Here is a 13,385-nt window from a genome sequence, read left to right on the forward strand (position 1 = left end):
ATCCGTTACCCGCCAGATCCCGCCAGCTCACGCGCCCGACGCGCCGCCATGCGGGCCTGAACGGCCTGCCCATCGGTGCGGGCGGCGCTGGCGGCGGTTTCAAACAACTCAGCCGCGGCCTGATGATCGCCCTGATCGCTCAGAATGCGGGCCAGTCCGAGCGCCGCCTGGAAATGACGCGGGTCAAAGGCGAGCACACGCTGGTAAAGCGACACTGCGCTTTCGCTGTCGCCAACACTGACCAGACAATCCGCGTGGGTGGAGAGCAGGTTCAGATCCCAGGGCGCATCCGCCAGCCGGGCCGCGCTGTCCGGACAGACGCTCTCATCAATCACCAGATCACCGCCCAGCTCACGCATTTGCGCCTGTGTGCCGGCGGCCGAGCCCGCCGAAGCGGGAGCGGGAGCGGGCGCCAGATCCTGAGGCTCGGACGAAGCAGCATCGGCGCCGCCAGCGCTGTGCTGTTCGGAAGGCTCCGATGCTGAGGACGGCGTAGAGGAAGACGAAGACGCGGCGGGCTCTGACGCGGGTGAAGCGGTCGGGCCGGACATTGCCCCCTGCTCGCTGACAGGCGCGCGCGGCGGCGAGCGCCGGATCGGCGCAGACTGTCCGGTGACCCCTGAGAGCGTGACCAGTACGCCGCCCTCTCGCACTTCGGCCTCACCGCCTGCAAAGGCGCCGGACATCGAAATCGAAACGCCGTTGGGCGCCCGGCTCAGCGCCAGAGCGGAGACCGGTCCGCGCACCGCCGGTTCGATATGGCGCGAGCGGTCGAGGCTCACTCCGTCCACATGCAGGACGAGCCCGGACCCAGGTTGGATTTCGACGCTCTGCGGCTGGCTGTCAAAGGCCAGCCAAAGCTGGGTGCGCCCCTCTGACTGAAGCAGGGAGACATCACGCAGCTCCGCGTGAGCGGCGGTGCAGGACAAAGCGGCCAGAGCCGATGCAGTGAGAAGCCGTATCATCATGGCGTCCTTGTGCCGCGAGTCGTTAGGCCCGCGCCAGACATCAGTGGGGCGCTCTCATTATCGGGCTCCGGACCCCAGCAAGGCGACAGGGCCGGACTGACAGACATCGTATCCCAGCGCGCCCAGGATCTCGCCATCCTCCGAAATCACGCGCTCATAAACCGCACAGGCCTCTCCGGCGTCCGGAACCGCGTCCACAATAAAGAAAGGATCGGCTTCGCCCGCTTGAAGCGGAGCGCCCTCCGACACCACGCGCCACCGCGCAGCGCCATTTTCAAGCACGCAATCCCAACGCCCTGACTCGCCAAAGCGCATCCGCACCACGGGCGTCTCGTCGTGATCGGCGACATGCAGCACCTGCGCGCGGCCCGCACCGCGCACGAAGGTCATGGACGAGGCCCGGCTTTCCTCGAGGCAGGCGCGGATCAGGGGCAGATAGCGCGGCAGGGCCTCGCTCCAGCTCACATGCGGGCCGATCTCGGCGGCGCAGCCTTCATAGGCTCCGTCGGCGGCCTCAACCCTGGCGAAGCGCGCATAGACCCGCCCGTTCACCCGGCAGACGCCCGCCTCCAGCTCAATCAGCATGGCCTCACCGTTTTCATCCTGACCTTCAAAACGGCGCACGCCATCATGAAGCCAGGCCGCTTCAGGCCGCAGATCGGCATGACGGGTCACATCCCCCTCAACCGCATGCGCGTAAACCGCGCGAACCCGGTCGCCCTCTTCGAGATAATGCAAATCGCCATAAAACCCCTCGCCATCGATCTGATACCCCGAGCGCGGGACGTCGCCGGGCCGGTCTGACGGCGCCAGCGAAGGCGACGGCGCCTCAGAATCCGATGTGGATGGGGCGAAACCGGCGACAGGCGAGAGAGCGGACTGGGAAGTCTGAGCGCAGGCTGTCAAAACCAGGGCGAGACCGCACAGGGTGATGTAACGGAGATAATTTGGCGTCATAGCATTTGATCCCGGCGCTTATGGGCCGAGCCCCTGACAATTGCCGGGCAGTTTAGCGTCCAGCCCGGCTTCGCTCCAAGAGCCAAGCCTGTATGCTGACCATCATGCGCAGTGATTCCCGATACGGCTATTACGAATTCTTCTGTGGCGGCGGGATGGCGCGCCTGGGGCTCGGCGCGCATTGGCGTTGCCGGTTCGCCAATGACATTGATGCCGACAAGGCCAACGCCTATCGCGCCAATTTCGGCGATGACCACTTCCACCAGGGCGATGTGTGCGCGCTGAACGCCGCTGACCTGCCCGGCGAAGCCGATCTCGCCTGGGCCAGCTTTCCCTGTCAGGATTTGTCCCTGGCGGGAAACCGCAGCGGCCTGGCGGGCGAACGCTCAGGCGTGTTCTACGGGTTCTGGCGTTTGATCGAGGCGCTGAACGCCGAAGGCCGGGCGCCCAAGCTGATCGCGCTGGAAAACGTCACCGGGCTTCTGACCTGCTCGGACGGCGCCGACTTTGAAGCCCTGTGCCGGACCCTGGACGAAGGCGGCTACCGGGTCGGAGCCATGGAGATCGATGCGCGCTGGTTCGTGCCGCAATCGCGCCCGCGCCTGTTCGTGGTGGCCTTGCGCAAGGACATTCCCATCCCCGACGAGCTGGTGCTGGAAGATGCGCCGGACGGAATCTCGCCCTTCCATACCCGCGCCGTGCGACGCGCCGCAGAGCGCTTGCCGGACGCCCTCAAAGCCAACTGGCTGTGGTGGGCTCTGCCCGTGCCGCCCCTGCCCAACCAGGTTCTGGGCGATCTGATCGAGCCAAGCCGGCGCACGCCCTGGCACAGCCCGGAAGAAACCAGGCGGTTGCTCGCCATGATGAGCCCGGCCAACATGGCCAAGCTCAAACAGGCGCGCCAGTCTGACCGCCCCATGATCGGCGCGCTGTATCGCCGGACGCGGATCGAAAAAGGCGAGCGCAAGCAGCGCGCCGAGGTCCGCTTTGACGGGCTGGCGGGATGCCTGCGCACGCCCGGCGGCGGCTCGTCCCGTCAGTTCATCGTCTCCGTCCGCTCTGGCCGGGTCCGAACCCGCCCCATGACGGCGCGCGAATATGCCCGACTGATGGGATTGCCGGATGAGTACAAGCTGCCCCAGCGCGAAAGCGCGGGTCTGCATCTAGCCGGCGACGGGGTCGCGGCGCCGGTGGTGGCGTTCTTGCGCGAAGGCCTGTTCGAACCCATTCTCGAACACGCTCAGGCCGTACTGCCCGCGAAAGAACCCGCGGAATAGATCATGAAGATCGCCATCATTGGAAGCGGGATCTCGGGATTGGCGAGCGCCGCCCTGCTCTCCCGGGATGGCCACAGCGTCAGCGTCTTTGAACGCTTTGACGCCCCTCGCCCGCTCGGTGCAGGGCTATTGTTGCAACCCTCCGGGCTGCTCGCGCTCAATCGGCTGGGCCTAGTTGACCAGGCGGTGGCGCAAGGCGCGCCAGTCTCACGTCTCATCGGCCGCACCCCCAAAGGGCGTACAGTGCTGGATTTGAGATACGCGGACGGCAAGCCCGGCGATATGGGCGTTGGCATTCACCGCGCCAGCCTGTTCAACCTGCTGCACGAAAGCGCGCTTGAAGCCGACATTGACTGGCGTTCGGGTCAGGGCGTGGAGCGTTTGCTCGACCTTGAGGATGCGCCACGTCTGGTGCTTGAAAATGGCGAGGAGACCGAACGCTTCGACCTCGTCATCGCCGCTGACGGATCACATTCCGGCCTGCGCCGTCAAATCTGTCCAAAAGCGCACGCCCCGGTTTATCCCTGGGGCGCGATGTGGGCGATCCTGCCGGAAACTCAAAACCCTCACGGTGGCGAACTTGACCAGATCTATGACGGTTGCAGCGTCATGATCGGCCTGCTCCCCGTCGGCGCAAACCCCTCAGACCCTCACGGTCGCCCGGGAGTCAGCTTTTTCTGGTCCTTGCGCGGGGATGCGATCCCGCTGTGGAAAGCTGAGGGTCTGGAGGCCTTCAAGAAACGCCTGCGATCGCTCTGGCCTCGCGCTGCGGAGCTGGTCGAGCCTGTCACGGACCCCGCCGTATTCGCAGAGGCGCGCTATCGAGATTGCGTCTGCCCCAGCTGGCGAAAGGGGCGCTCGGTCCTGATCGGCGACGCCGCTCACGGCATGAGCCCTCAGCTGGGTCAAGGCGCCAACCTGGCGTTGGGGGACGCAGTCAGCCTGGCGGCGCAGCTCAAGGACCACGCCCCCGTCACCCATGCTCTCAAAGCCTTCGAGACAGACCGCAAACCCGTCGCACGGTATTACTCATTGATGAGCCGCTCGCTCACCCCCGTCTTCCAGTCGAGCTCTCGCATTATCGGGATGCTGCGCGACACTTTCATGGGCGTGTTCTGCCGGCTGCCGGTCTTGCGCAACTGGATGAGCTGGACCCTGGTCGGGCGCGGTCGTTTGCCATGGTGAAACCACGCTCACCTCATGACGTTTTCACCCCGGAAGACCGCTCTCGGGTGATGCGGGCGGTGAAGGGCAAGGACACCAAACCTGAACTGATCGTGCGGCGGATGGCGCACGCCCTTGGTTATCGCTACCGCCTGCATCGCAAGGACCTGCCGGGCAAGCCGGATCTGGTTTTTGTCGGCAGGAAGAAAGTCATCTTTGTGCATGGCTGCTTCTGGCACGGTCATGACTGCGCGCGCGGGTCACGCCAACCCAAGACCAACGCCGAGTACTGGCGCGCCAAGATCGCCCGCAATATCAGCCGCGACGCGGCGAACCTGCAAGCGCTGGACGCCCAAGGCTGGCAGGCGCTGGTGCTGTGGGAATGTGACTTGAAGGATCGCGACGCGCTGGCGGTGCGGCTGCGCGATTTTCTGCGCTAGAGCCCGTCTGAAAACCAGTCCACCAGATGATCCACCAGCAAACGGACCCGATGCGCCAGAAAACGGTTTGACGGGAAGACCGCCCACAGATCGCGATGATCCGGAGCCCAGTCCGGCAGGATCTCGACCACGCTGCCATCAGCCAGGGACGTATGCGCCGCCCAGGCCGGCAATGAGGCGATCCCGGCTCCATTCGCAGCGGCGCAAACCGCCGCGCGGGCGCCATGAAGCGTCAATCGGCCGGACACTTTCACCTCGACGGAGTCATCTCCGCGCTGGAACCGCCATTGATTGGGGGCGGATTTGTTGCGGTCGATGATGCAGTCATGCCGTGCGAGATCATTGGGATGCTCGGGCGCGCCGGCCGCACTGAGATAGGCCGGGCTCGCCACGAGCTTGAGCGGCGCAGGCGCGAGGCGGCGCGCAATCAGGCTGGAATCGCCCAGCTGGCCGATCCGGACGCCCAGATCAAAGCCTTCATCCACCAGGTCGACCATGCGGTCAGAGAATTCCAGCCGCACCTCGACGCCCGGCCATTGCGCCATGAACCCCGTGATGGGCTGGATCAGGCGCGACGAGCCGAAATCAACGGGCGCCGAGACCCGCAATACGCCCGCCGCCGCGGCCTGTTCCGCCACCAGACCGTTCTCGATCGCGTCATATTCGGCAAGCCAGGGCCCGACCCGCTCCAGCAGCGCCCGCCCCGCATCCGTCAGCCGGACAGAGCGTGTCGTACGCTCCAGAAGGCGCGCTTGCATGCGGTCCTCAAGAGCGGAAATTTGCTTGGACGCGGCGCCCGCCGTCATGCCGAGCCGTTCCGCTGCGCGGGTGAAGCTTTCCAGTTCCGCCACAGCAGCGAAGAGGCGAAGCGCGTCGATCCGATCCATGTGTTTCCTTAAGGGAAAGAGTAAATCACAATATGACCGTATTATAAGCCAGCCAAGGATTTGTCATCTCACCTCCCGCAGCCTCGCGCCAATGCCCGCAAAGCGTGCGTCGGTCTAAAGACGGGCATCATGAGCAAAAACCACGGACCCATCGCCCGGCCCCGCTGGATGAAGCGGGGCGTCGGGCGATGGAAGCACCAGGGTTTGGCAAGACCAATGGCCTTGGACCCAGGGCTGACGGCCTCCAGGGGAGAGGCCGGGCAGTTGGGCGGCAGCTGAGGGGAAGCCGCCCGTCAGGACCGAGGGAAGCCTGACACCTATCGGATGATATGGTCTTGAGGTGAAATAAACTGCTCAAGACAATGTCTGTTTCCGATGATCAAAGTAAAGCAATAGCGCCCCCTTTACTCAAGCACCTTGGTTAACAAAAATGTTAATAAATGGAATACCTGCATTTTTTCAAATGGTAGCAATGCGGGTTTGGTTCGGCTTATACGGGAATTCGCGACTGAAAACCGGTAAGGCTTGAGCTGAGTCTCGCCCTGCCGGCCTTTTCTGAACAGACGCTCAGTCCTTTTTCGCAGACTTGTGTTCAGACGGCCCTGGCTCAGGAATCTTGTCAGCTTCCGCCCCGTCTGCGCCAGCCTCACGCCGGCGTTGGGCTTCCTGATCCAGGGTTTCTTTCGCCTTCGGGTCTGATTGATCAGATGTGTCGCTCACACCGTCCTCCTTCATAACTTCAAGGTCCGTCTGCCTTAGTCCTGACCGGGCCGCATGGGCGGCGGGTCGGACGCGGGGAAGGTGTCGTCCAGCGCCTCATCAAGCTTGTCGTCTTTCTCGTCTTCGCTCTGATCGGGTTTTTCTGGCGTGTTCTCGCGCTCCGCGTCCGGCACGCGCTCAATTTCGTCCTCACGCGCGCCGAGACGTCCGGCGGAATCCTGCGCCACTTTCTCTCCGAAACGCTCGCCGCGACCGCCATCCAGCGCCTGATCGACAGGCATGGTCTCGTCGCCGATCTTGGTGTCGTCGGGACGCTGCTGACCCTTGCGGTCCACCGATTTGGTTTCGTCAAACGCTTCAGAAAACGCCTGATTGTCGGCGGGTGCGGTCTCGGTCGTGTGATGGGAGGCCATTGGGATCCTCCTTCTTTGCTGTTGCTTGTCTTAAAGCAACGCACACACAGCCGCCGCGTTCCGAGAAAGATCAGTCGTGGAGCACCGCGTCCACGCCGATCAGCTCCCAATCGTGCATCTGATCAAGATAGGCGTCGAAATACGCCTTGTGCGACGATCCAACGATCACCAGCACCCGCGCGCCCGGCTCATTGCCGGCGGCTTCGACGACATTGGCGGCCATGCGCAGACCGCGGGTCTGCCACCAGCTGACATACTGGCGCGCCACCGCATCATTGTCGGGTGTCGCGGCGGCCAGGCCGAAATCGGCGTTGATCGTAGCCTGCTGATAGGCTGGGGCATTGATGAAGCGATACCCGGCGAGCACCCGCTCAGGCGAGCCCAGATAGGTCTGCGCCTCTTCAAACACGGCGTCCGTGTCCGGGTCGGATTGCGCCCAGACCGACTGGATCGTCGGCCCCAGCGTCTCAGGCGCATGGGCGTAGATGGAATCGGCGGTGTGATCATCCATGGTCGCCAGCGAATTCAGCCCCAGGCGTGCGGCCAGCGCGACGCCGATGGCGTTATTCTCTCCGCGCGAACCGAGCATGGCGTTCAACTCGCCTGCCAGCGCCTCGGTCAGGTCGTCTGCAGCAATGCGGTCGCTCGGCTCAAGTTGCGCCCAGTGCAGGGCTGCGGACCAGGGCTCCCCTGCGCCATACAGCAGCAGCGCCAGCGCCCGGCGCTCCGATGCGCTCGGCGCGTCAGGAAAGTCCGCCAAACGGGCGCGCGCGGCGATGAAAGTCTCAGGCTGGCTCATCCCCAGCGCATCGAGCGCAGGCTGCGGGTCGCGGCAATAGGTGCCCGCGAGGCCTTCATAGAGCGCCGCATAGCGGCGCAGCTCGTCACAACCGCGCCCGCCAATGGCTTCAATAGCGATGATGTCAGGCTCAAACGCCTCAAGCCGCGCGAGCACCAGATCGAGATCGCCGGGATTGAGCGCGCCCTCGGGCAATTGGTTGAGGTGCGCCGTGCCCAGCACCAGAACCCGCGTCGGCTCCCCGCCGAGGGGGTCCTGAACGCCTGAGAAATCAATCATCGGCTCGGCGGCCTGAGCAAGCGTCAGTGTGGTGAAAGCAGCAAGAGCTGTGAGCATGGCGTCTATCCCCGTTAGCGATCTCGGATCAGGAAATGCCGCATCCCGTCCCCGTGGATGCAGCGCCAGCGTGACAGTTCATCGCCGAGAAGACGAGTTACAATTAAAAAGGCCGGGCGAAACGCCCGGCCTTTTCAGTTCGGTCTGTAACCAGACTTATGCAGCTTTCGCCGGGGCGAAGCGGCCGTAGAAGGTCTCGCCTTTGCCGGCCATGTCGCGCAGCAAAGCGGGCACTTCGAACGGCTTGCCGTATTTCGCTTTCAGCGCATCGGCGCGTTCCACGAAGGCCTTGGCGCCGATGGTGTCGATGAAGCTCAGCACGCCGCCGGTATAGGGCGCAAAACCCCAGGCGAGGATGGAGCCGACATCGGCTTCGCGCGGGTCGGCAACGATCTCTTCTTCCATCGTCCGGGCCGCTTCGATGGCCTGGGCGTAGAGGATGCGATCCTTGATTTCCTGCACGTCGGGCTGCTCGTCGAGCAGCTTGCCGTTCGGGGCGAACTGATCGAGCTCGTCCCAGAGCTGCTTGCCTTCGTCGGTATAGACGTAGAAGCCCTTCTGGTTCTTGCGGCCATAGCGGCCCAGCTCGTACATCTTCTCGATGACTTCCGCGTTCGGGGTGTCTTCAAACGCGTCGCCAAGATCCTTCTTGGTCTGCTGAAGCACCTTGTAGCCCAGGTCGATGGCCACTTCGTCCTGCAGCGAGAGCGGGCCGACCGGCATGCCGGCCATCTTGGCGGCGTTCTCGATCAGGGCCGGCTTCACGCCTTCGGTCAGCATGTACATGCCCTGCTCGATGTAACGCATCACGCAGCGGTTGGCGTAGAAGCCGCGGGTGTCGGCGACGACGATCGGGGTCTTCTTGATCTTCGCCACGAAGTCCAGGCACATCGAGATGGCCCGGCCGCCGGTTTTCTCGCCCACGATCAGTTCGACCAGCATCATCTTCTCGACCGGCGAGAAGAAGTGCACGCCGATGAAGTTCTCCGGACGCGAGGAGGCCTCGGCCAGAGAAGAGATCGGAATGGTCGAGGTGTTCGAACCAAAGATCGCGTCTTTCGGCATGTGCTCTTCAGCCGCCTTGGTGATCTTGTGCTTGAGTTCGGAGTTTTCAAACACCGCCTCGACCACCAGATCGACGTCTTTCAGGAGCGAGTAATCGGTGGTCGCGGTGACGAGGTTCGTCTTCGCGTCCGCCGCTTCCTGAGTGAGCTTGCCGCGCTTGACGCCCTTGGCGAAGTGCGCCGCCACATGGGCTTTGCCCTTGTCCGCGCCTTCCTGGTTGACGTCGATCAGCACCACTTCGATGCCGGCCTGAGCCGACACGGTGGCGATGCCGGCGCCCATGAAGCCCGCGCCGATGACGGCGACCTTCTTGATCTCGGCCTTCTGCTCACCCGCCGGACGGCGTGCGCCTTTTTCAAGCGCCTGCTTGGACAGGAAGAGCGAGCGGATCATGTTCCGGCTCTCGGGTCGCATCAGCAGCTTGGTGAAATAGCGGCTCTCGATGCGCAGGCCCGCGTCGATGGGAACCTGCAGGCCCTCATAGACGCACGACAGGATGTAACGCTGGGCCGGATAATTGCCGTAGGTTTCCTTCAGCAGCATCGGGGATGCGCCCATGAACACCTGAAGGCCGGCGGGATGGTAAGGGCCGCCGCCCGGGATCTTGAACTTGTCCTGATCCCAGGGCTGCTTGCCGCCCATCGGATCGGCTTTGACCAGTTCCTTGGCCTTGGCGACGATCTCGGCCACCGGCGCGATCTCGTTCACCACGCCTTGCTGCTTGGCTTTTTCAGCGTCGAGCTGTTTGCCCTGCAGCATGATCGGGGCTGCGTTCATCACGCCGATCAGGCGCGGCAGACGCTGGGTGCCGCCGCCGCCCGGCAGAACGCCGACGAGGGCTTCCGGCAGGCCCAGCTTGGCGCCCGTATCGGTCGCCATGACGCGGTAATGGCAGGCGAGCGTCACTTCAAAGCCGCCGCCCAGCGCCAGACCATTGATGGCGGCTGCGATGGGCTTGCCGCAGGTTTCAAGATTGCGCAGGGACTGGTTGAGACGATAGGCGGTCTCAAACAGTTTCGCCTTGGCGTCCTCTTCGGACATGCCCTTGAGGTCGGCCATGCCGCCGCCCAGCTCGGACAGGTCGGCGCCGGCGCAGAAGGCTTTCTTGCCCGACGTGATGACCGCGCCCTTGATGGCGTCGTCAGAGCTGATTTTCTCGACGATCTGGCCCATCTCTTCCATGACGGAATTGGACAGAACGTTCATGGAGACGTTGGGCGAGTCAAAGGTGATGAGCGCGATGCCGTCGCCGTCCACCTCGAATTTGAAATGCGTGTAGGTCATGCTTCAAATCTCCTGATCAGGGTTCGTCTGATCGGTTGTGTCGTTTTGCTTGTTCAGCAGAGCTGTTCCGATAGCGACAGAGAACGGCAAACCGACGCCGGGTCCGAACGCGAGGCCTAGCCCCACGCCCAGAAGCGGGTTGTCCAGCGAGACGCCGAAGGCGACGCCGAGGGAAATCCCCAGCGCTGCGCCAATGGCCAGCCCGAACGGCAAGCCCTTGAGCAAGGCGTTCTGGCTGTCAGCCGGTTTGCTGTTCGCTTCAGCCATCAGATCAGACCAGCTCGATGATGGTCGCGGTGCCCATGCCGCCGCCGACGCAGAGCGTGGCGAGGCCGGTGGACTTGCCGGTGCGTTCCAGTTCGTCGAGCACGGTGCCGAGGATCATCGCGCCGGTGGCGCCCAGCGGGTGGCCCATGGCGATGGCGCCGCCATTGACGTTGGTCTTGGAGTGATCCACGCCCAGATCTTCCATGAAGCGCAGCACGACCGAGGCGAACGCCTCGTTCATCTCAAACAGATCAATGTCGGACGGGCTCATGCCGGCTTTCTTCAGCGCTTTGCGCGCAGACGGCGCGGGGCCGGTCAGCATGATGGTCGGCTCGGAGCCGGTGGACGCCATGGCGCGGATGCGGGCGCGCGGCTTGAGGCCGAGCTTCTCGCCCATTTCCTTGGAGCCTACGAGGATGGCGGCGGCGCCGTCCACGATGCCCGAGGAGTTGCCCGCATGGTGGACGAAGTTGATCTTCTCCACATCAGGGTATTTCTGCATCGCGACCTTATCGAGGCCCACAAACGCCGACAGATCCTTGAAGGACGGCTTCAGGCTCGCCAGCGACTGCATGTCGGTGCCGGGGCGCATATGCTCGTCATGGTCAAGCTGGACGAGGCCGAGCTGGTTCTTCACCGGCACGACGGACTTGTCGAAGCGGCGCTCTTTCCAGGCCTTCTCGGCGCGGTTCTGGGATTCGATCGCATAGGCGTCCACGTCATCGCGCGAATAGCCGTACTTGGTGGCGATCAGGTCCGCGGACACGCCCTGGGGCACGAAGTAATGGTCAAACGCCATTTCCGGATCGACCGCCATGGCGCCGCCGTCTGAACCCATGGGCACGCGCGACATGGCTTCCACGCCGCCGCCAATGGCCAGATCGGCTTCGCCGGACATGACTTTCGCCGCAGCCAGGTTCACGGCTTCCAGGCCCGAGGCGCAGAAGCGGTTGACCTGAAAGCCCGAGGCGGTCTCGGCATAGTTCGCGTTCAGCGCGGCGGCGCGGGCGATATCAGCGCCCTGCTCGCCCACCGGCGACACGCAGCCCAGCACCACGTCGTCGATGAAAGACGTGTCGAGATTGTTGCGATCACGGATCGCTTGAAGCTGCTGGGTGGCGAGCTGCAGCGCAGTGATTTCGTGCAGCGAGCCGTTTTTCTTGCCTTTGCCGCGCGGTGTCCGCGTAGCGTCATAAATATAAGCGTCAGTCATAAAGGGATCCTCCCTGGGTTGAGGCGTGCGCCGCGCCGCAGGCGTGGCGTATCCATTCGTAATGCCCGTCCGACACGCTGATGGTGTCTTCGCTGACGAGCGTGAGCATGTGCGTATTGTCCGCCATCAACTGGCCTTCTGCCTGGCAGCGGGTGCGCACGGCGATCATGTCGCCGTCCCGGTTCAGGTTGAGGACCTCGCAAGAGCGCTCGTAGAGTTCGAGCGCATCGGGCGAGAGGCGGAACATCCCCTCCTCCGGGCAAGAGGCGTCAAGGCCCCATAGTCCGGAGAAGGTCTGTTCGAAATAGGCGCGGACCGGAGACGGCTCAGACATAGCCGCTTCCGATTCCGCCGTGTCCGGCGTGCAGGCGGCGAGCACAAAGCTCGCTGCGCAGAGTATGACACGCCGTTTGATCATCTACAGCGTCCGCGCGATCAGCAGCTTCATGATCTCGTTGGTGCCGCCATAGATTCGCTGCACCCGCGAGTCCCGCCACATGCGGGCGATGGGATACTCGTTCATGAAGCCGTAGCCGCCATGCAGCTGCACGCATTCGTCAATCAGCTCGCACTGGATGTCGGTCGTCCAGTACTTCGCCATGGACGCTGTCGCGGCGTCCAGCTGGCCCTTGATCAGAAGATCAGAGCAATGCTGGACGAACACTTCAGCTATAGTCGCCTTGGTCTTGAGCTCCGCAAGTTTGAACTGGGTGTTCTGAAAACCGATCACCGGCTTGCCAAACGCCTGGCGCTCCTTGACGTAAGTGATCGTCTCATGAAGCGCGCGCTTCATCATGCCCACGGCCTGAACGCCGATCTGAAGGCGTTCCTGGGGCAATTGCTCCATCAGCTGGAAGAAGCCCTGGCCCTCTTCTTCACCGAGCAGCGCTTCGGCGGGGACTTTCATGTCCTCAAAGAACAGCTCGGCGGTGTCCTGGGACTTCATGCCGACCTTGTCGAGATTGCGACCGCGGCGGAAGCCTTCCAACCCGTCGGTCTCAACCAGGAAGAGCGAGGTGCCCTTGGCGCCGCCCTTGGGATCGGTCTTGGCGACCACGACGATGAAGTTCGCCATGCCGCCATTGGTGATGAAGGTCTTCGAGCCGTTGATCTTGTAGCCATTGCCGTCTTTGACGGCATTGGTCTTGATGCCCTGAAGGTCAGAGCCGGCGCCCGGCTCGGTCATCGCGATCGCGCCGACATACTCGCCCGAGATGAGTTTGGGCAGCAGGCGTTTTTTCTGCTCTTCCGTGCCGTAATGCCAGACATAGGGCGCGACGATGGAATTGTGCAGGCTGGCGCCCCAGCCATCCACGCCCATCTCGGCGACGGCCATGTGGAAGGCGTAGTCATGGCGCCAGTCGCCGCCCGCGCCGCCGAACTCCTCAGGAGCCGCTGGGCACAGAAGACCGCTTTCGCCGGCCTTGGTCCAGACATCGCGATCCACCGAGCCTTCTTTCTCCCAGCGATCGCCATGGGGCAGGCATTCTTTTTCAATGAAACCGCGCACGGCCCCGTCGAAAATATTCACGTCTTCCTGGTCCAGCCATTCCGGCTTTGGCACGTTTAAAACTTGCGCCGTCATTAGTGTCTTC

General features: G+C 63.5%; 14 protein-coding genes. 3 read left to right on the forward strand and 11 right to left on the reverse strand.

The genetic code is table 11. From position 1 onward, the window contains the following. Positions 1-5: 5 nt before the first annotated feature. Complete coding sequence (locus G405_RS0103675; RefSeq protein WP_022700150.1) at positions 6-968, reverse strand: tetratricopeptide repeat protein; 963 nt, start codon at positions 966-968, stop codon at positions 6-8. Positions 969-1,025: 57 nt separating this feature from the next. Then, positions 1,026-1,925, reverse strand: coding sequence for a hypothetical protein (locus G405_RS0103680; protein ID WP_022700151.1), 900 nt, complete (start codon positions 1,923-1,925; stop codon positions 1,026-1,028). Between the two features lie 92 nt (positions 1,926-2,017). Here G405_RS0103680 and G405_RS0103685 point away from each other — a divergent pair, with 92 nt between their 5' ends. The 3 genes from G405_RS0103685 to G405_RS0103695 are packed head-to-tail and all read left to right on the forward strand — an operon-like array spanning position 2,018 to position 4,806. Then, on the forward strand, positions 2,018-3,202 hold the full coding sequence (locus G405_RS0103685; RefSeq protein WP_022700152.1) for a DNA cytosine methyltransferase: 1,185 nt from the start codon (positions 2,018-2,020) through the stop codon (positions 3,200-3,202). Positions 3,203-3,205: 3 nt separating this feature from the next. After that, positions 3,206-4,387: an FAD-dependent oxidoreductase gene (locus G405_RS14905; RefSeq protein ID WP_022700153.1), complete on the forward strand. Its 1,182-nt coding sequence runs from the start codon at positions 3,206-3,208 to the stop codon at positions 4,385-4,387. Continuing rightward, a complete protein-coding gene (locus G405_RS0103695) occupies positions 4,381-4,806 on the forward strand; it encodes a very short patch repair endonuclease (RefSeq protein WP_022700154.1) in 426 nt (141 codons plus the stop codon). The genes G405_RS14905 and G405_RS0103695 overlap by 7 nt, the downstream gene beginning before the upstream one ends. On the opposite strand, the gene G405_RS0103700 is transcribed toward G405_RS0103695, so the two are convergent. From G405_RS0103700 to G405_RS0103740, 9 genes are all read right to left on the reverse strand, one after another. Then, positions 4,803-5,693, reverse strand: a complete 891-nt coding sequence (locus G405_RS0103700) for a LysR family transcriptional regulator (protein ID WP_022700155.1) — start codon at positions 5,691-5,693, stop codon at positions 4,803-4,805. The genes G405_RS0103695 and G405_RS0103700 overlap by 4 nt on opposite strands. A gap of 567 nt (positions 5,694-6,260) precedes the next feature. Beyond that, positions 6,261-6,413: a hypothetical protein gene (locus G405_RS16900; RefSeq protein ID WP_156861342.1), complete on the reverse strand. Its 153-nt coding sequence runs from the start codon at positions 6,411-6,413 to the stop codon at positions 6,261-6,263. A 35-nt stretch (positions 6,414-6,448) separates the two neighbouring features. Next, a complete protein-coding gene (locus tag G405_RS17135; RefSeq protein WP_022700157.1) occupies positions 6,449-6,826 on the reverse strand; it encodes a hypothetical protein in 378 nt (125 codons plus the stop codon). Positions 6,827-6,896: 70 nt separating this feature from the next. Then, positions 6,897-7,961, reverse strand: a complete 1,065-nt coding sequence (locus G405_RS14915; protein ID WP_022700158.1) for a DUF5694 domain-containing protein — start codon at positions 7,959-7,961, stop codon at positions 6,897-6,899. A 156-nt stretch (positions 7,962-8,117) separates the two neighbouring features. Beyond that, a complete protein-coding gene (locus G405_RS0103720) occupies positions 8,118-10,310 on the reverse strand; it encodes a 3-hydroxyacyl-CoA dehydrogenase NAD-binding domain-containing protein (RefSeq protein ID WP_022700159.1) in 2,193 nt (730 codons plus the stop codon). A 3-nt stretch (positions 10,311-10,313) separates the two neighbouring features. Continuing rightward, the gene (locus G405_RS14920; RefSeq protein WP_022700160.1) at positions 10,314-10,577 is read right to left on the reverse strand and encodes a hypothetical protein; all 264 of its coding nucleotides are present in this window, start codon (positions 10,575-10,577) and stop codon (positions 10,314-10,316) included. 4 nt (positions 10,578-10,581) lie between these two features. After that, positions 10,582-11,790: an acetyl-CoA C-acetyltransferase gene (locus G405_RS0103730; RefSeq protein WP_022700161.1), complete on the reverse strand. Its 1,209-nt coding sequence runs from the start codon at positions 11,788-11,790 to the stop codon at positions 10,582-10,584. Beyond that, on the reverse strand, positions 11,783-12,208 hold the full coding sequence (locus G405_RS0103735) for a hypothetical protein (protein WP_022700162.1): 426 nt from the start codon (positions 12,206-12,208) through the stop codon (positions 11,783-11,785). The genes G405_RS0103730 and G405_RS0103735 overlap by 8 nt, the downstream gene beginning before the upstream one ends. Next, positions 12,209-13,375 carry an acyl-CoA dehydrogenase family protein gene (locus G405_RS0103740; protein ID WP_022700163.1) on the reverse strand — a complete coding sequence of 389 codons (1,167 nt, stop codon included), beginning with the start codon at positions 13,373-13,375 and terminating at the stop codon, positions 12,209-12,211. Positions 13,376-13,385 lie beyond the last annotated feature (10 nt).

Origin of the sequence: Oceanicaulis alexandrii DSM 11625 (genome assembly GCF_000420265.1) — a bacterium.
Classification (GTDB): domain Bacteria; phylum Pseudomonadota; class Alphaproteobacteria; order Caulobacterales; family Maricaulaceae; genus Oceanicaulis; species Oceanicaulis alexandrii.